Annotated in this window: 24 protein-coding genes and 1 pseudogene; 13 read left to right on the forward strand and 12 right to left on the reverse strand. The window is 63.8% G+C overall.

Annotated elements, in window-relative coordinates; genetic code table 11:
- Positions 1-465: 465 nt before the first annotated feature.
- A complete protein-coding gene (locus tag P9236_RS16025) occupies positions 466-1383 on the reverse strand; it encodes a DUF1236 domain-containing protein (RefSeq protein WP_278075612.1) in 918 nt (305 codons plus the stop codon).
- A 226-nt stretch (positions 1384-1609) separates the two neighbouring features.
- Between P9236_RS16025 and P9236_RS16030 the strand changes: the two genes are divergently transcribed.
- Both P9236_RS16030 and P9236_RS16035 read left to right on the forward strand, forming a co-directional pair.
- Positions 1610-1909, forward strand: a complete 300-nt coding sequence (locus P9236_RS16030) for a DUF1236 domain-containing protein (RefSeq protein ID WP_278075613.1) — start codon at positions 1610-1612, stop codon at positions 1907-1909.
- Positions 1910-2147: 238 nt separating this feature from the next.
- Complete coding sequence (locus tag P9236_RS16035; protein ID WP_278075614.1) at positions 2148-2369, forward strand: hypothetical protein; 222 nt, start codon at positions 2148-2150, stop codon at positions 2367-2369.
- Between the two features lie 110 nt (positions 2370-2479).
- Here the strand turns inward: P9236_RS16035 and P9236_RS16040 are convergent, their stop codons facing one another.
- Positions 2480-2839, reverse strand: coding sequence for a DUF982 domain-containing protein (locus P9236_RS16040; protein ID WP_278075615.1), 360 nt, complete (start codon positions 2837-2839; stop codon positions 2480-2482).
- A gap of 219 nt (positions 2840-3058) precedes the next feature.
- Here P9236_RS16040 and P9236_RS16045 point away from each other — a divergent pair, with 219 nt between their 5' ends.
- The 3 genes from P9236_RS16045 to P9236_RS16055 all read left to right on the forward strand — a co-directional run bounded on the left by P9236_RS16045 (position 3059) and on the right by P9236_RS16055 (position 4012).
- Positions 3059-3358, forward strand: a complete 300-nt coding sequence (locus tag P9236_RS16045; RefSeq protein WP_278075616.1) for a DUF1236 domain-containing protein — start codon at positions 3059-3061, stop codon at positions 3356-3358.
- A 77-nt stretch (positions 3359-3435) separates the two neighbouring features.
- Positions 3436-3645, forward strand: a complete 210-nt coding sequence (locus P9236_RS16050; protein ID WP_278075617.1) for a hypothetical protein — start codon at positions 3436-3438, stop codon at positions 3643-3645.
- A 109-nt stretch (positions 3646-3754) separates the two neighbouring features.
- The gene (locus tag P9236_RS16055) at positions 3755-4012 is read left to right on the forward strand and encodes a DUF2934 domain-containing protein (RefSeq protein ID WP_278075618.1); all 258 of its coding nucleotides are present in this window, start codon (positions 3755-3757) and stop codon (positions 4010-4012) included.
- Positions 4013-4387: 375 nt separating this feature from the next.
- Here the strand turns inward: P9236_RS16055 and P9236_RS16060 are convergent, their stop codons facing one another.
- On the reverse strand, positions 4388-4597 hold the full coding sequence (locus P9236_RS16060) for a hypothetical protein (protein WP_278075619.1): 210 nt from the start codon (positions 4595-4597) through the stop codon (positions 4388-4390).
- A 331-nt stretch (positions 4598-4928) separates the two neighbouring features.
- A complete protein-coding gene (locus tag P9236_RS16065; RefSeq protein WP_278075620.1) occupies positions 4929-5273 on the reverse strand; it encodes a hypothetical protein in 345 nt (114 codons plus the stop codon).
- A 208-nt stretch (positions 5274-5481) separates the two neighbouring features.
- Here P9236_RS16065 and P9236_RS16070 point away from each other — a divergent pair, with 208 nt between their 5' ends.
- Complete coding sequence (locus tag P9236_RS16070) at positions 5482-5958, forward strand: plastocyanin/azurin family copper-binding protein (RefSeq protein ID WP_278075621.1); 477 nt, start codon at positions 5482-5484, stop codon at positions 5956-5958.
- Positions 5959-6192: 234 nt separating this feature from the next.
- On the opposite strand, the gene P9236_RS16075 is transcribed toward P9236_RS16070, so the two are convergent.
- Positions 6193-6837, reverse strand: coding sequence for a S24 family peptidase (locus P9236_RS16075; protein ID WP_278075622.1), 645 nt, complete (start codon positions 6835-6837; stop codon positions 6193-6195).
- 116 nt (positions 6838-6953) lie between these two features.
- On the opposite strand from P9236_RS16075, the gene P9236_RS16080 reads away from it, so the two are divergent.
- The 6 genes from P9236_RS16080 to P9236_RS16105 all read left to right on the forward strand — a co-directional run bounded on the left by P9236_RS16080 (position 6954) and on the right by P9236_RS16105 (position 10311).
- Positions 6954-7214, forward strand: coding sequence for a hypothetical protein (locus tag P9236_RS16080; RefSeq protein ID WP_278075623.1), 261 nt, complete (start codon positions 6954-6956; stop codon positions 7212-7214).
- Complete coding sequence (locus tag P9236_RS16085; RefSeq protein WP_278075624.1) at positions 7211-7522, forward strand: hypothetical protein; 312 nt, start codon at positions 7211-7213, stop codon at positions 7520-7522. The genes P9236_RS16080 and P9236_RS16085 overlap by 4 nt, the downstream gene beginning before the upstream one ends.
- Before the next feature lie 100 nt (positions 7523-7622).
- Entirely contained in the window at positions 7623-8399 is a 777-nt protein-coding gene (locus P9236_RS16090; protein WP_278075625.1) for a GcrA cell cycle regulator, read from the forward strand.
- A 91-nt stretch (positions 8400-8490) separates the two neighbouring features.
- Positions 8491-9198 carry a hypothetical protein gene (locus tag P9236_RS16095; protein ID WP_278075626.1) on the forward strand — a complete coding sequence of 236 codons (708 nt, stop codon included), beginning with the start codon at positions 8491-8493 and terminating at the stop codon, positions 9196-9198.
- A complete protein-coding gene (locus tag P9236_RS16100; RefSeq protein ID WP_278075627.1) occupies positions 9119-9481 on the forward strand; it encodes a hypothetical protein in 363 nt (120 codons plus the stop codon). The genes P9236_RS16095 and P9236_RS16100 overlap by 80 nt, the downstream gene beginning before the upstream one ends.
- A 233-nt stretch (positions 9482-9714) precedes the next feature.
- Complete coding sequence (locus tag P9236_RS16105; RefSeq protein WP_278075628.1) at positions 9715-10311, forward strand: DUF6456 domain-containing protein; 597 nt, start codon at positions 9715-9717, stop codon at positions 10309-10311.
- Between the two features lie 329 nt (positions 10312-10640).
- On the opposite strand, the gene P9236_RS16110 is transcribed toward P9236_RS16105, so the two are convergent.
- The 5 genes from P9236_RS16110 to P9236_RS16130 form a co-directional block, all read right to left on the reverse strand.
- On the reverse strand, positions 10641-11909 hold the full coding sequence (locus P9236_RS16110; RefSeq protein WP_278075629.1) for a DUF763 domain-containing protein: 1269 nt from the start codon (positions 11907-11909) through the stop codon (positions 10641-10643).
- A 157-nt stretch (positions 11910-12066) separates the two neighbouring features.
- Positions 12067-12396 carry a hypothetical protein gene (locus tag P9236_RS16115; protein WP_278075630.1) on the reverse strand — a complete coding sequence of 110 codons (330 nt, stop codon included), beginning with the start codon at positions 12394-12396 and terminating at the stop codon, positions 12067-12069.
- A gap of 237 nt (positions 12397-12633) precedes the next feature.
- On the reverse strand, positions 12634-12975 hold the full coding sequence (locus P9236_RS16120; protein ID WP_278075631.1) for a hypothetical protein: 342 nt from the start codon (positions 12973-12975) through the stop codon (positions 12634-12636).
- Between the two features lie 157 nt (positions 12976-13132).
- Positions 13133-13471: a hypothetical protein gene (locus P9236_RS16125; protein ID WP_278075632.1), complete on the reverse strand. Its 339-nt coding sequence runs from the start codon at positions 13469-13471 to the stop codon at positions 13133-13135.
- Positions 13472-13712: 241 nt separating this feature from the next.
- Positions 13713-14018, reverse strand: coding sequence for a hypothetical protein (locus P9236_RS16130; protein WP_278075633.1), 306 nt, complete (start codon positions 14016-14018; stop codon positions 13713-13715).
- Positions 14019-14138: 120 nt separating this feature from the next.
- Between P9236_RS16130 and P9236_RS16135 the strand changes: the two are divergent.
- Positions 14139-14285: pseudogene (locus tag P9236_RS16135) on the forward strand (cupin domain-containing protein); the annotation flags it as partial.
- Between the two features lie 37 nt (positions 14286-14322).
- Here the strand turns inward: P9236_RS16135 and P9236_RS16140 are convergent.
- Both P9236_RS16140 and P9236_RS16145 read right to left on the reverse strand, forming a co-directional pair.
- Positions 14323-16359: an acyltransferase family protein gene (locus P9236_RS16140; RefSeq protein WP_278075634.1), complete on the reverse strand. Its 2037-nt coding sequence runs from the start codon at positions 16357-16359 to the stop codon at positions 14323-14325.
- A 147-nt stretch (positions 16360-16506) separates the two neighbouring features.
- The gene (locus P9236_RS16145; protein WP_278075635.1) at positions 16507-18465 is read right to left on the reverse strand and encodes an acyltransferase family protein; all 1959 of its coding nucleotides are present in this window, start codon (positions 18463-18465) and stop codon (positions 16507-16509) included.
- Positions 18466-18661 lie beyond the last annotated feature (196 nt).

The raw sequence follows: 18661 nt of genomic DNA on the forward strand, positions 1-18661 counted from the left end.
GCTGCCGGAATCCTGATCGGCTAGGGCCGCAGCCATCCCGCACGACCGCCGAGAATGTCCCTTCATCGGCGGGAGGGCCGGCCCGCTGCTTTCCTGCGAAGGCGGCGCGGCCGGTTAGCTTGTTTCTGGAAGCCTGTCGATGGAAATGCGTGGATTGTTGTAAGGCGAACCAGTTTCAGCCCCTCGCATACCGTGAGTTGCGCGTCCGAGTTAATAGATGCAAATTCTTTGTGCCCGGCATTTACTGCCGGACGCGGCCCGGCTTGCGAAGTCCTGTGTCATCACGACAAGCAGGCCGGGCTGTCCGGGTTCCCCGGCTTTCTGGCCTACCCGATCTCTCACCGGAATCGATGGCACCGCGTTCGGCAGGCTGCGTCACTTCGACAGCGTGCCGACACCGGAAAAAAACGACCCGCCGGGCCTTGCGGCGCGGCGGGCCTCCTCCTGTAGGCAATGCCGTTCGGATCAGGCTTCCAGGACCGCCACGATCTCGAGGGAGTCCGGATCGACGATGACGATGCGTCCGTCGGCCAGCACGAAATACTCGTAGGATTCATAGGCCGGGACGATCTTGACGATGCGGGCAGGCACTCGATGCAGGCGGATCTTATGCCGCGGGATCTTGACGCCGACCGAGATGTCGAAGTCGACGCTCGCGACCGGCTGGACGTGGGTCTCGTGGATGATCTGCGTGATCTGCGTCTTCTGCTCGACCGTCACATTGCTGATCGAGGCCGTCTTGTTCTGGTCGGTCTGCACGTTGGTGCCTTGAGCGTTTTGCTCGGTGGTTGTGCCGGTCTTGCCCTGGGCATTCTGCTGGGTCTGCATCTTGGTAGTGCCCTGGGCATTCTGCTCAGTGCTGGTACCGGTCTTGCCCTGGGCGTTCTGCTGGGTCTGCATCTTGGTGGTGCCCTGGGCATTCTGCTCAGTGCTGGTACCAGTCTTGCCCTGCGCGTTCTGCTCGGTGGTTTTCATCTTGGCCTTGCCCTGGGCCTGTTCATTCGTCTTCGGGCAGTTGGTCTCGCCGGTCTTGCACTTGGCCGTACCCTGAGCCTGCTCCTCGGTCTTCGTACCAGCCTGACCCTGGGCCTGCTCGGTGGTTTTCATCTTGGTCTTGCCCTGGGCCTGCTGGTCGGTGCTGGTGCCGGCCTGGCCCTGAGCATTCTGCTGGGTCTGCATCTTGGTGCCGCCCTGGGCTTTCTGCTCAGTCTGAGATTTCATCTTGCCCTGGGCCTGCTCGCCAGCCTTGCCGCCCTTTTGGCAGTCGGCCTGGCCGGCGACGCAGTTGTTGTCGCCGCTTGGCTGTGTGGATTCGGTCTGCGCCATCGCGGCGCCGCAAGAAACGCCGAGCGCGAGCATGCTCGTGATCAACAGGTGTTTCATCGGATTCCTCCTCGGAAAGGTCGGAAAATTGGTCCCTTCATTCGGATAACCCGGGCTGAAAAGCATTGTTCCGAAATGTTTTGCAAAGCCGCGATGACGTTTTGTGAGAGCGCCGGCGACAATTTGCCGGAACAAGGTTCGGCCGCTGGCGTTTGGCCAGTGCCGACCGGCTGTGGAATCGCAGGCGCAGCGAAGGAGGCGACTTGATCCACAAAAGGAGACGACCATGAAGATTCATCTCGCAACAGCCGCCGCGGGTTTTTTGCTTCTGGCCGGCGCAGGCGCCGTAGCCGCGCAGGACGTTGTCATCGAGCCCGAGCAGGAAACCGTCATCAAGGAATATGTGCACAAGCAGCCGCTTGCCTCGATACAGGTTCCCGGCGTGAAGCTCAGTGTCGGCAGCACCCTTCCAGACACGGTCGAGCTGCACGAAGTGCCGAACGTCAAATACCGCTATGTCGTCGTCGATAACCAGACCGTGGTCGTCGACCCCGGCACCCGCAAGATCGTCGAGGTGCTTCAGTAAAAAGGCCGCTAGTGTCGGCCGGCAAACGGAGGTGACCCGTCGCCCGCATCGCGGTCGGCGGGTCATAACCAATTATTAATTTGTTACGATATGCTAACGGAACCTTCCGTCCGGGTGCGCGTTGCCGCCTCTGGGTCCGCGTTGCCTCATAAGCAACATAAGCCAGCGGCAGAATGCGGATTCGGGCGGCGGCAAACAGGCACAGCAGGCACGGGCTGGGGGAGGAGGACTGACCAATATGTCGAAACGAGAAATCGGAACGTCCCGTTCGCTCGGGATGCGTGTCGCCGATCTGAAAGCCAGAATGCGAGACGCCCGGATCACCGAACACGAGATGAAGACCTTTCAGAAGGTCGCGGCCATCATGGGGGGCAGCGAGGGCTCCCTACGCATCGATGCGGACGACCTGATCGCCGCATCCTTCGTCACCGAGGTGTTGGGCGAATCGTCGCCTAACTGACAGTAAGCCTTTCCCGCCATCCGATGTCGACCAGCTGCCGTCCGGAAATGGGCGGCAGTGTGCGGCGTCGCTGGCGCGCCATAGCCCTCCGCGCGGGGGGCTTTTTCTTCCTATTGCCTCGGTTGGTTTGCGCGCTGCCGCGGTGCGATTCCACGCCTGGTTTTGCCGCGCCTGATCTTGGCTTCGCGCAGCGCCGTCACCGGATCGACGCCGGTCCACAGAATGCCTGCCTTCTCCGCGAAGCAGAGGAAAGCCTGTCGTGCTTCCTTGAGTTTCCTCTCTCCGGTCCAAGCCGCCTCGCAGGCCTGCACCGCCGCGACATAGCAGTCGCCGCGCGCCGCCTGCGGCCATTCCTTGAGGAAATTCTGCATTGCCGCCAACGAGGCGATCTCGCGCTTGAATCCCGCGCCCACGGCGATCGCCACCGGGGCGCGGAACGGCATGTCGCTTGTGACGGTAGGCTTGCTCATGGCGGCGGCCCTCGGCATCTGGAATTGCTCAACGCAAACAATGCGAAGCCGCCGCGACGGTTCCCTGCCGGCAAGCAGGAGAAGAAAACCATTGGCCGCCGCCGGCGGAACAAGAGCCTCCCGCGGGCGTTTGCTCCACGAGCTCCCATGTTCGATCTGCCGCTGTTTCCGCTCTGGCGGAGGCAGTGCGGAGCTCGCCAACGCAACAGGAGACTTATGATGAAAACCACCCTCATTCCTGCTGTCGCCGGCCTGGCTCTGATGGCCGGTATCGGCGTTGCGGCTGCGGACGAGGTGATCGTCACCCCTGAGCAGCAGACCGTCGTCAAGGAATATGTCCACAAGCACCCGGTTGCCTCTGTCAACGTTCTGGGCCTTGAGCTCGGCATAGGCTCGACGGTGCCGGATACGGTCGAATTGCAGACGGTGCCGGACGTTCAGTACAGGTATACTGTCGTCAACGACCACACGGTTCTTGTCGACCCTGGCACACGCAGAGTGGTACAGGTTATCGAGTAAACCTTTGTGCTTACGAGCCCCGATCCTCCCGCCATGCCCGGCGGGGGGATACCGGCTCCTAGAAAGGAGTCGCAGCCATGCACCATCCCCATGTCGAATCACCTGACATCGCCAAGAACGTCGACAAGCTTCTCGCCGAACATTGCACGGGCCTGCTGTCGATGAAGGATGCGATCGCCATCTTGCGCGAGCGCACGGGAACCGAGCGCTCTGATGCCGATCTGGCCGGATTGATCACAAAAAAGGCAGCACATCTCGGCGTCGCCGTCGTCTCCGACGTGCACTGAAGAAAATCGCTGCCGACGTCTGGGCCCCTTGCGTCGATGCGCAAGACGCCATCGAAAAATTCGGCTAATGTTTCCGTCGGGGAACGGCCCCAACCAAATGGAGGCGACAGTGACGGACGACAGGCACGAACGCATTCGCCGGCGGGCGCATGAGATCTGGGAACAGGCAGGCCGGCCGGAGGGCGCGCATATGGAGCACTGGGACCAGGCGACCGCCGAGATCGACGGCGCTGCAAAGCCGAAAGCCAAGGCCGCGCCGAAGAAGGCGGCCGCCGCCAAGGCCGCCAAGCCAAAGGCGGCGAAGGCTGAAAAGCCCGCCAAGGCAGCCAAACCCGCCAAGGCGGCCAAACCGAAAGCCAAGGCCTGATTTCAGGCGGCCCTCGCGCCGCCGGCCATCCCGACAACAGCCGAAAGGGGCGCGAGAACCCCGCGCTCTTTCCTTCCCCTGCAAGAGGAGAGGGGAGAGGCTCCGAGCGACATGCGTAAAATCAAAGCCTAAAGCGCATGGAGCGAATCTGAAAGATCGCGACGCGCTTTAGCGCATGTCTCCCGAAAGCGGGAACCGGTTTCGGCACAAAGACATGCGTAAAATCAAAAACCTAAAGCGCGTGGAGCGAATCTGAAAGATCGCGACGCACTTTAGCGCATGTCTCCCGAAAGTGGGAATCGGTTTCGGGACAAAGACATGCGTAAAATCAAAGCCTAAAGCGCATGGAGCGAATCAGAAAGATCGCGACGCGCTTTAGCGCGCTCCTTGCTTCCTGGCGTATTGGGCGACCGCGCAGAGGAGGGCCAGCGCTGCCGTATCGCAGGCGGCCCGCGACGGCGACGGCCCCTTGGCGAAAAGAACCGCGTCCGCGACGGGTATCGTCAGGCCGTGCTTCCTCGCAAATGAGGTGATTTCGTAAGGCTGATCGTCGGGCTGTATGCCGATGTCGATTTGGTGGTCCATCAAACCAGTTCCTCCCTGGTATTACGGCTTTACCCTCGTTCGTTGAGACGAATTAACTACCGCCAGCTCGCCGGCGTCCACCAATTGGCAATTGTGTGAAACGATGCATTTGTCGAGGCACGGAGCCAAAGGTTGTAAAGGGTAGTTCTCTGCACCCGGCGGGCGGCTTGCGGTTCTTCCCTCCAGCCCTTGTGGGAGAAGGAGGGCCGAGCGAAGCGAGGTCGGAAGGGGTGTTCCAGCTTGGCGACGACTTTCGTCGCCATGGGAGCGTTGTGCCGATTTTCGGCGCCTCACTCCGTCCAGCACCTCACAAGAAGGAGAAGAATGCGCCTCACCACGCATCGCTCGACGTTGCAAACCGCACCCCGGCCGCAGTCATCGCGCATTCGCACTCGCTGATCAGCCTGAGGTTCCGCAAATATCGCGCCACCGTTTCCGGCAGCCAGGCGGCGCAGGCCTCGACATAGGCGCGGCCGTGCACCAGCGTGCCGGTCGAAAGCCGCTCGTCCTTCTCGGCGATCACCTTCAGATATTGCCGGATGAAGCGGATGTCGTCGGCAATGTCCTGACTGGCCATGCGCCAGGCGCCGGCCAGCCGCTCACGCTCGGCGAGCGGCAGTGGCGAGAGCAATGGGCGGGAGAGATCGGCAAAAGCGGCATGGTTCGCAGTGTTCAAGGACGTCCCCTCGGAGGAAGGGTTATCGTACTTTATGTACGAAATCGGGTCAAGCAGGATTCGTACAATTTGAACGATAGATTCTGTAATGCACCCGTTGCCGTCAGCTTGCTGTCAGCTTTGTTTTCCTACACAGCGCTTGCGATCACCCTGATTCCATAGCAATCCGCCACCTGAGGTCGCCAGATGGCGGCTAGGAGCATTCCCCATGCATTCTTTGAGAATTGGACTGGCCTTGACCATGCTGGCCGTTGCGGCACCGGCAATCGCGGGTACCACGATCAACGTCAAATTGTGGGACAAGGACGGCGACATGAAACCCGATGCCAAGATGGGCATGGGCATGCCGGCGAACATGAGCATGGCCATGATGAAAATCCAGCTCGACAAGAGGGTCGTGCCGGCGGGCAAGGTGACCTTCGATGTCACCAACACCTCCAAGGGTACCGTCCATGAGATGATCGTTGTGCCGGTGGCCGATCCCAAGAAGACGACGCTGCCTTACGTTTCGAACGAGAACCGCGTCGACGAGGATGCGGCCGGCCATCTCGGCGAGGTTTCGGAGCTCGATCCGGGCAAGACGGGTTCGCTGACGCTCGATCTCAAGCCGGGTTTCTACGCGGTTTTCTGCAACATCCCCGATCATTTCATGAACGGCATGTGGGCGACCATCAAGGTTCAGTAAGCTCCGCGTATCGAACGCGCATGCCGGCTGTCGCCCCCGAGCTTCGATGGCCGTAACGGCCGCCGCCAGTCTCCTCCCGAAGGCCGGAGGAGATTGGCATCGGTCGCTTTCGCTAAAGCGCGTCGCGATCTTTCAGATACGCTCCCCGCGCTTTAGGCCTTTGATTTTACGCATGTCTTTATCCCGAAACCGGTTCCCACTTTCGGGAGACATGCTTTTAATCGCCGCCCACCTTCACATATCGATTATCGACCTTCTCACGCGGCCGATGATCGTAATCGCGCCCTCCAGCTCCGGCGGGGGAATATCCAGATAGGAGGCCGGCTGGAAGGGCGGGGTGTCGTTCGGGCGGTAGCGCTTGTAGGTGGCCCGTCCCGTCTCGTCGGCGATCACGTAGCAGCCATTGGTCACCAGCCGCTTGTCGCGCAGGTTGACGAAGATGATCGAATCCGGCGGCGAGATCTTGTTCATCGACGGCCCGTCGACGCGCAGCGCGATCCACTCGCCTTCCTCGAGGTCGGCGGTCGGGATGGTCGGATAGTCGGAAAGATTGACGACGCCCTCCTGGCTGCCGAGCTCGCCGGCGCTGATCCACGACACGATCGGCACGTCTACGGTGGTGGGCGAGGGCCCAAGGTGCACCGGCGCGGCCTCGGCGCCGTCACCTCCCAAACCAGCATCGAACAGGAGCCAGCCGGGGTCGACGCCGAACAGCCGGCCGTATTTCTCCGCCGCCTTGCGCGACAGCGGCCGGTTGCCGTTCTCGTGGCTGATGAGCGTGTTCTTGTTGATGTCGCGCAACGCGCGCGCCGCATCGCTGGGCGTGGCATAGCCGGCCTGGGCGCGCGCCTGCTGCAATCTGTGCCGAGAATCCATCATCGTACAACATGCCTGAAAATTATCGTCCAAATTGTACGATTTCGCTTGCGCGTTATTCGTACATAACGTACGCTTAGCGCATGAATGAGCATCCCGCAAGCATTTCCGCATCACCCATGACCATCTCGGGGCTGCCCACGAGCATCTCGGGGCTTATTGATTCCTGGCAGAGCATCGGCGCCTTCGCCGCCGATGTCGGCTGCGGCTACGAGGCCGCCCGCCAGATGCGCCGTCGCGGCCGCATCGCGCCGCAGCACTGGCCGCATGTGGTGGCCGCAAGCCGCAGGCTGGGCATTGCCGGCGTCAGCTATGAATGGCTGGCCGGCCGCGCTGCCTCCGCGCAGAGGGTCGCCACCGTCCAAGGGGAGGCGGCATGAACGCGCCTCTCTCCATTCATGAATTCCAATCGTCCGGACTGTCCTCCTCCCCGGTCCGGGCGCATTCCGGGGCGCTTGCCCCGGATCCGGTCGGACCGCCCGCACCCCGGTTCACCGGAACGGCCGGAGCCGTTCCTCCCCCGGCTCCGGCCCCCAATTCTCCGGCCCCAAATTCGGGCGGCACAAGCTGCATTCGCACCGAGGACGGCACCGTCATCCTGTTCGACCGGATGACGGGCCGGGCGGTGTCGGGCCTGACCCGCGCCGCCGCCGAGGCGGCGCTTCTTCGACTGAACGGCGCCGCCTGACCCCAACCCCTTTCCGTGACCTGACCGACGGCCTCGCGGCCGAACCCTGGCGCGTGGCCGCAAGCCAAGCCCTTCGCAAGCCCAAGCAATGGAATGAGACATGCCTGCCGCCTACACCGAAAAGGAAATCGACGAGATCGCTGCCTGGCTGAAGGAGGGGCTTTCGGCCTCGCGCATCGCCGGCCGCTTCAGCGCGCTGCGCGGCAGCCCGGTCTCGCGCAACGCCATCATCGGCATCGTGCATCGGAATGCCGGGCTTAGAGCCATCGGCTTCGCCAACCCCAAAGGCGGCCGCGCCGGCGGCAGGCCGAGGAAGCACGCACGGCCGGATCGTCCTGGCCGGCGGAGTAGCGTGGCGGGAGGGATCGTGCTCTCCAGGCACGCCGAGCTGATAGAGGGCGCCGGCGCCGCAACCGCCAATCTCCCCCCTCGTGGGGGAGATGTCCGGCAGGACAGAGAGGGGCGCTGTCCCGCCGACCTCTCAAGAAGTGAGCTCTCCACGCCGCCGAATGCCCGCACCCCACCCAAACCCAAGAAGCCCAAGTCGCGAAAGCCCGCGCGCAGCTTGCCGCCCGCCTGGCTCACCCCCGGCACGCGCGAAAAATCCGAAGCCGCGCTCTACAAGCTCCCCGCGCCGCCGCCGCCGCTAAATCCCGGCCGCCAGCCGCATGTCGCGGCCATGCGCTTCCTCGATTGCCTGTTCAACCGCTGCCGCGCGCCGATCGACCTCGCGCTGCGCGCGGATGCCGAGGGCGACCCGCCCGGCGCGCGGCCGGGCCCGGAGATGTTGTGCTGCGGCCTACGGACCTCCGCCACGCGCTCCTACTGCGCGCATCACCATGCCAGGTTCCACGGCCATCGCGGGAGGGGAATGTGAGAGGCGCGGCGCTGGACCGGACATCTCCCCCACAAGGGGGGAGATTGGCTATTCGCCATCGCCTCCGTCCTTTTCTCAGCGGGCCCTCCTCATGAGCGGCACGGTCTGGTCGAGATTCTTCTGGTCGGACTGGGAGTCCGATCCGAACCTGCGCCTCTGCTCGCTGGCAGCACAGGGGCTGTGGATGCGCATGCTCTGCATTGCCGCCGCGCACGAGCCGGTCGGCTATGTCGCGATCGCCGGCAAGGGACTGGACGAGGCTGCCCTTGCCCGTCTTGCCGGCTGCGCGGAAACGGAGCTTGGGCGCCTGCTTGCCGAGCTCGAGCAGAACCGCGTCTTCTCGCGCGACCGCCAAGGCCGCATCTATTCCAGGCGCATGATCGCCGACGCCCGCAAGGCCCGCGCGGCGCGCCGCAACGGCGCCAAGGGCGGCAACCCAAGCCTTTCGAAGGAAAGGGCTTTTTCGCCCTTGGATAAGCGGCGGGTAAAGGTCCCGGATAAGGAGGAGGATAAACCCCAGAGTCCAGAATCCCAGAGTCCAGAATCCAAGAATCCACAATCCATGGATCCATCGGGAGAAAACGCCCTGGCGTTTTCTCCCAGGATTGCCGCTCCGCTGCAAAAGAACGGGAAATCATCTTCGGGCCGTTCAGCCGGACAGAACTGGCATCGCCGCAAGACGCATGTCGATGCCGCCAACGCCATCATCGAGGAGATCAATGACCGCAGCCGAATTGCAGCAGGCGGCGAAAGCCTTGGCCGCGATGTTCAGTTGCTTCCCGCAATCCGCGCTCGCTGACGCCGAGATGCAGCTGCGCGGCTATCTGGCCGCCGTGCAGGACGCCGAGCTCTGCGACGTGCAGGCTGCGATCCAGCGTTTCATCCGCGGCGAGGCCAAGGTCGACAACGCCCAGTTCTGCCCCTCGAGCGCGCAGCTTTCGATCGAGGTGCGCGAAAGGCGCCTGATGCGGGAGCTGATCGCGAAGCGGGTCTTGCTTGGCGCCAGTTCCTCGCCCCCGCGAAGCGGGGGAGAGGTGGCGCGGCGAAGCCGCGACGGGGAGGGGGAGCGCCGCCGACAATGATCGTCAGGTCGGCGCCAGGCACCCCCCTCTGGCCTGCCGGCCATCTCCCCCGCAAGGGGGGAGATCAATCTCTTCGCTGCCTTCGCCAATCATTAACGCTGCAGGAAAAGCGCGGCTGGCGAGGCGGCCAATCTCCCCCCTTGCGGGGGAGATGTCCGGCAGGACAGAGGGGGGTGCTGTCCCGCCGACTTTTCCAATTTGCAATCACCCACCGAAAACCCAAGGACCGCCCCATGCCCCGCAAACCCTCCAAAAAACCGCAACCCCCGAAACTCCCCAAGGGCGAGGCCGAGCAGGTGCGCATCCGCCGCGAGATCGGCCATGATTTCGCTCTGAAGGAGGACCGCTTCGGCCGCCAGCGCCTCACCCCCGGCACGGCCGAGGCGCGCCGCGTCTACGAGGTGTCGAACGGCGGCTACACCTCCACCGGCGGCATCGTGCGGCTGCGCAACGTCGATCCGCTGGTCGGCATCACCTCGCTCTCTCGCCAGCAGCGCGAGGCAGGAGGGCGCTTCCGCGACGATTTCGAGCGCGCCGCCCGCGAGGGCCTGCAGCCGCAATCCTGGAGCGAGCGCGTCGACGGCGGCCGGACAGGAGGCGGCATCCCCGACCGCGTGCTGTCAGCCGGCCGCGCCCATGCCCGCGCGGCGGCAGCGCTCGCCCATTGGGAGGTGGCGGAGGTGGTGCGCAAGACCTGCCTCGAAGGCCAGTCGGTGAAGGCGATCGCGGAGCGTAGTGGCGACGGGCGCGACGTGGTGGTGAAGCTGCTGAAGGTCGGGCTGGATTTGCTGGCGGTGCACTACGGGATGATGGGGAGGAAGGCGGGGTGAGGGAGCCAATCGATGTCGCGAAATCAGCCGCTTGGTGTAGCGTGGTGAATCAAAGTGTGAAGCTGCGCGATCGCTCGAATCCCAGATGACATACGCCGGCGCTGCCCCTCATCCGCCTGCCGGCACCTTCTCCCCGTATAGTGACGGGGAGAAGGGGGCTGGCCGCGACGCCGGCACCTATTCTGCAGCGCTGAAAATGGCGAAAGCGGCGATGACGGCATCTTTCTCCCCGTCACTATACGGGGAGAAATGCCCGGCAGGGCAATGAGGGGCAGCGCCGACCGATGCGGTTATCCGCTTGCCTTGCGTGACGCCGTTTCGGCGACGCCTCAAACGCCTTTCTTCGCCGGCTTCGACGCGGCGTCCGGCTTCCCCTCCCACCCAAACACGCTCCTTCCGCCGAGCAGATGCGACTGGTCCATCTCGCCGGCGACAATCTCCTTCAAGCTCGGCCCCGTCACATACCGCTCCATCCTTCGCGACTCCCCGTCCAGCCGCTTGAGCGCCTGCAGCTCCTCCTCTCGGCCGAGCTTCGCCTTGCCTACCGCCGATTTCAGCACCGCGATCGTCTCGTCATAGACCTTCAGTGGCACGGGGAAGGGGTGGCGGTCCTTGCCGCCGTGGGCGAGCGAAAAGCGGGCCGGATCGGAGAAGCGGTAGGGCGCGCCGTGCACCACTTCCGACACCATCGCCAAGGCGCGCACCGTGCGCGGGCCTACACCGGGAACCAGGAGCAGTTCGGGGAAATCCTTGGGGCCGCTTTCGATCGCTGCGGATATGTTGCCGTGCAGGCGGCGCATGACGATGTCGCTCTCGCGCACGTCGTGATGCGCGGGCATGACGAGATTGGGTAAGAGCGGCTGCGCGGCGGGCTCGGGCACTTCGGCCGGCGCCTCCAGCACCGCGAGCTCGCTCAGGATCTTCTCCGGGCTCATGGTCTTCAAAAGCTGGATCTGGCTTCCACGCGCTTTTTCCGCGCGATGGTCGGTGAGGTTGACGATCTCGCCCTGAGCCTCGCCCTCGATCGCGGCATGCGGCTGGTCGACGAAGCTTTCCAGCCCCTCCGACAGCCAGTGGTAGCGGCGCGCCTGGCGGGCGTCGCCGTTCATGCCCTGCTGCACCACCACCCAGCGCCCGTCATCGGTGACGATGAAGCCGTGCAGATAGAGATCGTAGCCATCCTGCACGGCGGCGCTGTCCACCTTGGCGACGAGGCGGCTGGCGGTGGCGAGGGCCTCGCCGTCCAGGCCGACGCGGCCGCCGATGGCGATCAGCTCGCCCGGCGTCTTGCGCGAATGCGCGCCGCGCCCGCCGCAGACATGGATGCCGAGCTCGCTGGACATCGGGTTCAGCCCGCGCTTCAGCGCGCCGATGACGGAGGTGGTGATGCCGGAGGAATGCCAGTCCATGCCCATCACGGCGCCGAAGGACTGGAACCAGAAGGGATGCGCGAGACGCCGCAAGAGCTCGTCGCGGCCGTAATGGTGGATGATGGCCTCGCACAGCACCGCGCCGAGCCTGGTCATGCGCTCGCCCAGCCATTTCGGGACCCGCCCGCCATGCAGCGGCAGGTCGGCGCTGCCGCTTCGCTGCGTCACGTATGCCTCTCCGTGAGTGCCGGCGACTTAGATGGCATTTTGGCACGGATTTGCAAGGCTGGTGATCTCCCCCCCTTGCGGGGCAGATGTCGCCGAACGCGACAGAGGGGTCACCGCGCGTGAAGCGCCGACCTCCTCTAACCGCTGCGGGTTCTATCTAGTACCTGTAATAGTACCGATGGTGGTGCCGGTAGTGGTGATGGTACCGGTGGTGGTGCCTGTAATGGTGATACCTGTAGTAGTACCTATGGTAGCGGTAGTGCGGATAGCGGACCACGTAGCCGGGATAGTAGTCGTCGTAATAGCGCGGGCCGTAGTAGCGGCCGCCATAGTCGCAAAACGGGCCGCCGCAGAACGGGCCGCCGTAGAACGGGCTGAAGCCGAACGGACCGAAACCGAGACCGAAGAATCCGTGCGCGTCCGCCGGAGCGACCGTGGCCGCCGCCGAGGCGATGGCGATCGCCGATGCAAATAGAAGTTTTTTCATGGCAACCTCCTCCTGAAGGTTCACCACGATAACGCTCGGGATCGCGAAAGGCTTCCTGCGCGCGGGTTCAAACGGATATCCCGTCACGGGAAGACCGGCCCGGCCCAGCGCCGGCCAAGGCGAATTCCAGGAAAACCGCATGGCGGTTTTGCGGCCGAAATCGCGTGGAAACAAATACTTGGACCGGTTCAGCGATTCAAATGCTGAACTTGTCCAAGTCCGATGTCGCGGGCCGCGTTATCCGCACACCCGCACGCGTTCCACCACGCGGTAGTGGTGGCGCCAGTGGCTCACCCGCTCCAGCCGGCACCGGCGGCCGTAGGCGAAATATCTGTGCGGGTAGCGCGCCATGTAGCTGCCGCCATAGTCGTTGTAGGCGCGGGGGCCGTAGTCGTAATAGGGCCCGCCCCAATAAGGGCCGTAGGAAGGATATTCGCCGTAGCTGTCGTAGAAGTCGCCGAACGGGCCGAAACCGAAATAGCCGCCGCCGCTGCCGAGGAACACGCGCGCATCCGCCGGCGGGGCCATGGCCGCCGCCGCGGCGATGACGATCGTCGAAACAAGTAGGAGCTTTCTCATGACGACCTCCTCCTGAAGGGTCGTCATGACAACGCGTGCGGCGCCGAAAGGCTTCCCGTGGCCGCGCTTGCGCGGAAATCAACCCGCCGCCAGGCATCCATAGCGGCCGTCGCCTGAATTCGTGCAGGCGCGAAGCGCTTTAAGCCAGCCGCGCGGTTCAGTACCTGCAGACGCGAATCGCCTCGTAGAACCTGTGGTGCCGCCGCACATATTCGACATGGCAGCGCCTGTGGTGCCTGTAGTAGTAGTGATGCCGAATGTAGTAGTGGCGATAGTAGTAATGCGGCCTGTAGCTGTAATATCCGCCGTAATACGGCCTATACATGTAGCGATCGCCGTAATAGTCGCCGTAGTAAGGGTCGTAGTCGTCATAATAGTCATTGTAATAGCCGTCGCCGATGCCGATCCCGAACTCAAAGCGGCCGGCATTGGCGGGAGTGGTCACGGCGGCCGCCGACGCAATGGCTATGACGGAGGCAAGCAGGAGCTTTTTCATGGCTACCTCCTCCTTGGGGGTAGCTCATAAACGCGCCGGAGGCAGCCTATGTTCCCGATCGCTAATATTCGCCGCCCGAGACGGGCGGCGATTGGATCTGGGGGGAGATGGCCGCAAAGCAGCCGGGTCGTCTCGCATAAATAGCCGTCGTGTCGGAGAAAAGCCGTTGGCGTTTCACGCGCGGCGAATCCTTTGCCGCTTTCGGCAGCATCTCCCGAAGGGGGAGATCAGCTATTGCCGGTCAGTCGCAAACGCGCACTTGCTCGATCACGCGGTGGTGATGGCGCCAGTGCCTTATGAGCTCGACCCGGCAATTGTCGCGATAGTACCGGTGATGATAGCGAACCACGTAACGATCGCTGGGAGCGTAGTAGTCGTCATCATAGACGTTCCGGTAATAACGATGCGGGTAATACCCGTCGTAATAGTCTCCATAGTCGTAGCCGGGACCGACGCCGATGCCGAACTCGACACTGGCGGCGCTGGCCGGCGCGATCGCAAACGCCGAGGCGATGGCGATCATCGAAGCAAGCAGAAGCTTTTTCATCGCTGCCTCCTCTTTCGATGGTTGCCCCTTCGATAAATGAACGGTTTCGGGGTGGGCGATGTTCCCGGGAAAATGTGCGGCCCTCCGCCTGTTCCGAGACGGACGCCGGCACCTTTGCGGATCGCCGGCCGCATCATCATCACGCCCGACGGCGGCGAGCCGGTCGAGGTCGGCCCAGGCGACGCCTTCGTGGTCGAAGCGAATTTCAAGGGCACCTGGAAGATCCTCGAGCCGGTGACCAAGCATTTCGTGGTCGTGGTGGGCTGAACTCTTATTCCCCTCGGGGGGAAGATTGCATTTCCCCTCAGTTCCCTGCCACCACCTGCTTGAACAGCGCGTGTTCCACCACCGGCTCCAGCGACGCCGCGAAAGGGGTAGCCAGATGGTGGCGGTCGCGGAAGGCCAGCATGCCGTCAATGAAGACGTGGCAGGTGGTCCGGTCGCAAAAACGGTCGGTCACGTCGAGATAGGTGGCGTTCGGCGTGCCGCGCACGACGTTGCGCTCGACCGCGGCGATGTCGTCGTTCGCCGCCGCCGTCCGAGGCGTGTCGCAGACGCGCGGCGCCTGTCCTCGCCACAGCGCCCGCGCCACGCATTTGTCGACATAGCTTTCATTGTAAGGCACGTCCCTGATCACCGCGACCTTGATTCCGGCCCGGCTGAATGCCCCCAGCGTCCAGCGCAGGCCGGCCTTCCACTCCTCTTTCCAATCGGCTTGCTTCAGTTCCTCGGGCGATTCCCTGATCACATTGCCGATCGAGAATTCCGAGATAACCACCAGGTCCGGATGAAGCCTGATGATATCTTGGACCGATTGCTCGCGCCATTGATCGCATTCGGTATAGTCGCGCTTGAGCCGCCAGTTCCAGGTCGTTATCCGCGAGGCCCGGCATGACGATTTGAGATAGGTGACGACGCGGTAGTTGTTCTTACTGGCTGCCTCGATCAGCGGTGTTGACCAATGGTCGGCATGCGAGTCGCCGAACAGGACGACCGAGCGCCCGGCGTTCCTGGCGCCGAACACGCAAGGGTTCGGCTTGACCGTCTCGAAATCGAGCACGCAGCCGCCGTCGCTGGCGCGCACGGTGGAAAGCTGCGCCGCGCTGTCGGCAATGGCGCGCTGGTCCCGGTCGAGGTCTCGCACGGCGAATCTGGCGTTTGCATAGGCGGCTGCGACGCCCGTGCCGGTCAGCAGCAGCGCCGGCATCAGCGCCCGCGCCGCATTGGCCATCAGCCAGCCATTGCGGCGGATCGGGTTCTCGATCAAGTGGTAGCTGAGGAAGGACAGCGCCAGCGTCAGCACCAGACAGATAAGGCGCTCGGCAAGCGTAAGCTCCGGAACCAGCATGCCGGCATAGACGATCACCGGCCAGTGCCAGAGATAGAGCGAATAGGAAAGTTTGCCGATCACCTGCAGGGGCGGCAGCGTCAGGACGGCATTCAACCAATTCCAGGAAAAGTGCGCGGTGGTTTTCCGTCCGGAACTGTGCAAAGACAGGTTGCCCTCCCTGGCGCCGGCCGCGCCGGCCATGAGCAGAAGGACCGTGCCGGCAACCGGCACCAAGGCCAGGAAACCGGGGAAGGGTGAGTCCTCGCCGATGGTGAGGTAGGCAATCGCAATCAGCACCAGGCCGGTCAGGCCGGATGCGGCGCCGAGGCGCGGGCGGCTTGCGAAAAACCGCGCCGGCGCCATTGCGGCGACGCCGCCGGCGGCGAACTCCCATGCCCGGAGCGGCGAGAAATAGAACGCCCAGGGCTGCGACACACTGGTGAGCCAGGCGCAGACGGCGAAGGAGACAAGGCCGGTGATGCCGATCGTGAGCATAATCGCCCGCTTGCCCGGTCTGAGCCAGGCAGCGAAGACCAGCAGCGCCGGCCAGGCAAGGTAGAACTGCTCCTCCACCGACAGCGACCAGAAATGGATAAAGGGGTTGTTGACCGCGTCAGCAGCGAAATAGTCGAACGACCAGCGGATCAGCCAGAGGTTGATCATGTAGGCCGAGGCGAAGATCGCGCCTTTGGAGTAGAGCGCCTGTTCTTCCGGTGACAGGATGAAGTAGCCAGCCGCCAGCGAGGCGAGGATGACGAACAGCGCGGCCGGCAGCAGCCGCCGGGCGCGGCGGGCATAGAAGCCGAGGAAGTCTAGCCGTCCGGTCTCGGAAATCTCACCGACGAGGTGACGGGTGATGAGATAGCCCGAAATGACGAAGAAGATGTCGACCCCGGCAAAGCCGCCGGGAAGTGCCGTAAGCCCGAAATGGAAGGCGATGACGCCCGCCACGGCCAGTGCGCGCAGACCTTCGATGTCGGGCCGGAATGAACCCTGCGGCGGTGCTGACACGATCAGCCTCGAGTTGGTCGTTTGCAGTCCGCCCAGCCGAAAGAGTTGACCCTATGCGGTCGTATCGCAATGCAACAAATCTAACGCAGTGCAACACAAGGGGAGGCATGGAGACGGCGTGGAAAGACGGGCGGGCGCTCCAGCGTCCTACCTCCCCACCTTCGAAATCACCCTCTTTTCCACCTCCGGCTCCAGCGATTCCGCGAATGGCGTGGCGAGGTGATGCCGGTCGCGGAAGGCGAGCTGGCCGTCGATGAAGACGTGGCAGGTGGTGGCGTTGCAGAAGCGGTCGGTGAGGTCGACGTAAGAGGCGTTGGGCACGCTGGTCACGATCTCGCGCTCAACCGCCGCCATCTTGTCGTTGGCGGCATCGGCGCGGGTCTGGTCGCAGAGCGAAGGCGACTTGTCGCGCCACAGCGCGCGCGACACGCAGGTGTCGATGTTCTCGTCGTTGAACGGCACGTCGCGGATGAAGGCGATCTTCAGCCCGGCCTTGCTCAGGCTCGTAAGCGTCGAGCGCAGGCCGGCCCGCCACACGGCGTCCGGCGTGTCCGGCTCGCCCTTGCCGGCCGCCATCTTGCGCGAGGAGGTCAGCGCCAGCTCCGAGATCACCACCAGCGAAGGCCTGGCGGCAATGATCTCCTTGATCGCCTGCTCGCGCCATTGGTCGCATTCGCGGTAGTCACGGTTGAGCTTGGTGACGAAGTAGGAGAAGCGCGAGGGCCGGCACGAGCTCTTCAGCCAGGTCTCAACGCGATAGCCGTTCTTCTTTCCCGCCTCGATCAGCGGCGTCGACCAGTGTTCGGCATGGGAATCGCCGAACAGCGCGACCATGCGCTGCCCCTTGCCGAACACGCATGGCTTAGGCGTCACCGTGTCGTAACTCTCGACGCACGCCTTGGCGCGCGCGGTGGCGGGCACGGCGGCGCTTGCCGCGATGCTGCGCTGTTCGGGGTCCTGGTCGCGCACGGCAAGTGCGGCATTGCCGTAGGCGGCTGCGACGCCGGTGCCGGTCAGGAGGAGGGCCGGCACCAGCGCCCGCGCCGCATTGGCCATAAGCCAGCCGTTGCGGCGGATCGGATTCTCGATGAAATGGTAGCTCAGCGCCGAGAGCGCCAACGTCAGCCCGAGGCAGGCGAGGCGTTGGGCGAGCGTCAGCTCCTCCACCAGCATGCCGGCATAGACGATGACCGGCCAGTGCCAGAGATAGAGCGAATAGGAAAGTTTTCCGACCCACTGCAAGGGCGGCAGCGCCAGGGCGGCATTGACACCATCCCTGACGCCGGCCGCTCCCGCCAGCAAAAGAAGGACAGTGCCGGCTACCGGCACTAGTGCCAGGAAACCGGGGAAGGGAGCCTCCTCGCTGAAGGTGAGGTATGCGAAAGCGATCAGCGCCAGCCCGGCCAGGCTGAACGCCAGGGCGAGCCGCGGGCGCTTCTGGAGCAGCCATGCCGGTGCCATCGAGGCCAGCCCGCCGGCGGCGAACTCCCAGGCGCGCAGCGGCGAGAAGTAGAAGGCCCAGGGTTGCGACACGGTCGTCAGCCACGCGCAGACCGCGAAGGAGACGAGGCCGGCAATGCCGATTGCAAGCATGATCGTGCGCTTGCCCGGCCTCAGCCAGGCCGCCAGCATCAACAGCGCCGGCCAGGCGAGATAGAATTGCTCCTCCACCGACAGCGACCAGTAGTGGATGAAAGGGTTGTTGGCGGCGTCATTAGCGAAATAGTCGAACGACCAGCGGATCAGCCACAGGTTGATGATATAGGCCGAGGCCCACATCGCGCCTTTGGAATAAAGCGCCTGCTCCTCCGGCGACAGGATGATCACGCCCGCGGCAAGCGTCGCGGCGATGACGAAGAGTGCAACCGGCAACAGCCTGCGCGCGCGCCGGGCGTAGAAGCGCAGGAAGTCGAGCCGGCCGGTCTGCGAAATCTCGGTGGTGAGATGGCGGGTGATCAGATAGCCGGAGATGACGAAGAAGATGTCGACGCCTGCAAAGCCGCCGGGCAGCGCGGTCAGGCCGAAATGGAAGGCGACGACGCCCGCCACGGCAAGCGCTCGCAACCCCTCGATGTCTGGCCGGAAATCCGGCGATGGTGCTGACACGAAGACGAACCTCGCAACGGTCGTTCGTATCCCGCCTGGGGTCAAGCCTCGCGCCTATGCCTCCATATCGCAATGCAACAAATCTAACGCAGTGCAACATAAAGGGAGGGAAACGAAGACGAAAACGAGGGGCAGCGCGGTGCCAAGCTGCCGATCTCCTCCTTGCGGCGGAGATGTTCGGTCCACACGCCGCAGC

Source organism: Mesorhizobium sp. WSM4884 (assembly GCF_029625675.1).
In the GTDB taxonomy this organism is placed as follows: Bacteria; Pseudomonadota; Alphaproteobacteria; order Rhizobiales; family Rhizobiaceae; genus Mesorhizobium.

Coding starts and splice junctions, on each gene's coding strand:
- P9236_RS16125 (WP_278075632.1), bottom strand. CDS start 13,471: ATGAAAAAGCTCCTGCTTGCCTCCGTCATAGCCATTGCGTCGGCGGCC.
- P9236_RS16085 (WP_278075624.1), top strand. CDS start 7,211: ATGAACGCGCCTCTCTCCATTCATGAATTCCAATCGTCCGGACTGTCC.
- P9236_RS16060 (WP_278075619.1), bottom strand. CDS start 4,597: ATGGACCACCAAATCGACATCGGCATACAGCCCGACGATCAGCCTTAC.
- P9236_RS16030 (WP_278075613.1), top strand. CDS start 1,610: ATGAAGATTCATCTCGCAACAGCCGCCGCGGGTTTTTTGCTTCTGGCC.
- P9236_RS16035 (WP_278075614.1), top strand. CDS start 2,148: ATGTCGAAACGAGAAATCGGAACGTCCCGTTCGCTCGGGATGCGTGTC.
- P9236_RS16040 (WP_278075615.1), bottom strand. CDS start 2,839: ATGAGCAAGCCTACCGTCACAAGCGACATGCCGTTCCGCGCCCCGGTG.
- P9236_RS16070 (WP_278075621.1), top strand. CDS start 5,482: ATGCATTCTTTGAGAATTGGACTGGCCTTGACCATGCTGGCCGTTGCG.
- P9236_RS16105 (WP_278075628.1), top strand. CDS start 9,715: ATGCCCCGCAAACCCTCCAAAAAACCGCAACCCCCGAAACTCCCCAAG.
- P9236_RS16075 (WP_278075622.1), bottom strand. CDS start 6,837: ATGATGGATTCTCGGCACAGATTGCAGCAGGCGCGCGCCCAGGCCGGC.
- P9236_RS16090 (WP_278075625.1), top strand. CDS start 7,623: ATGCCTGCCGCCTACACCGAAAAGGAAATCGACGAGATCGCTGCCTGG.
- P9236_RS16115 (WP_278075630.1), bottom strand. CDS start 12,396: ATGAAAAAACTTCTATTTGCATCGGCGATCGCCATCGCCTCGGCGGCG.
- P9236_RS16045 (WP_278075616.1), top strand. CDS start 3,059: ATGAAAACCACCCTCATTCCTGCTGTCGCCGGCCTGGCTCTGATGGCC.
- P9236_RS16080 (WP_278075623.1), top strand. CDS start 6,954: ATGACCATCTCGGGGCTGCCCACGAGCATCTCGGGGCTTATTGATTCC.
- P9236_RS16130 (WP_278075633.1), bottom strand. CDS start 14,018: ATGAAAAAGCTTCTGCTTGCTTCGATGATCGCCATCGCCTCGGCGTTT.
- P9236_RS16100 (WP_278075627.1), top strand. CDS start 9,119: ATGACCGCAGCCGAATTGCAGCAGGCGGCGAAAGCCTTGGCCGCGATG.
- P9236_RS16095 (WP_278075626.1), top strand. CDS start 8,491: ATGAGCGGCACGGTCTGGTCGAGATTCTTCTGGTCGGACTGGGAGTCC.
- P9236_RS16025 (WP_278075612.1), bottom strand. CDS start 1,383: ATGAAACACCTGTTGATCACGAGCATGCTCGCGCTCGGCGTTTCTTGC.
- P9236_RS16050 (WP_278075617.1), top strand. CDS start 3,436: ATGCACCATCCCCATGTCGAATCACCTGACATCGCCAAGAACGTCGAC.
- P9236_RS16120 (WP_278075631.1), bottom strand. CDS start 12,975: ATGAGAAAGCTCCTACTTGTTTCGACGATCGTCATCGCCGCGGCGGCG.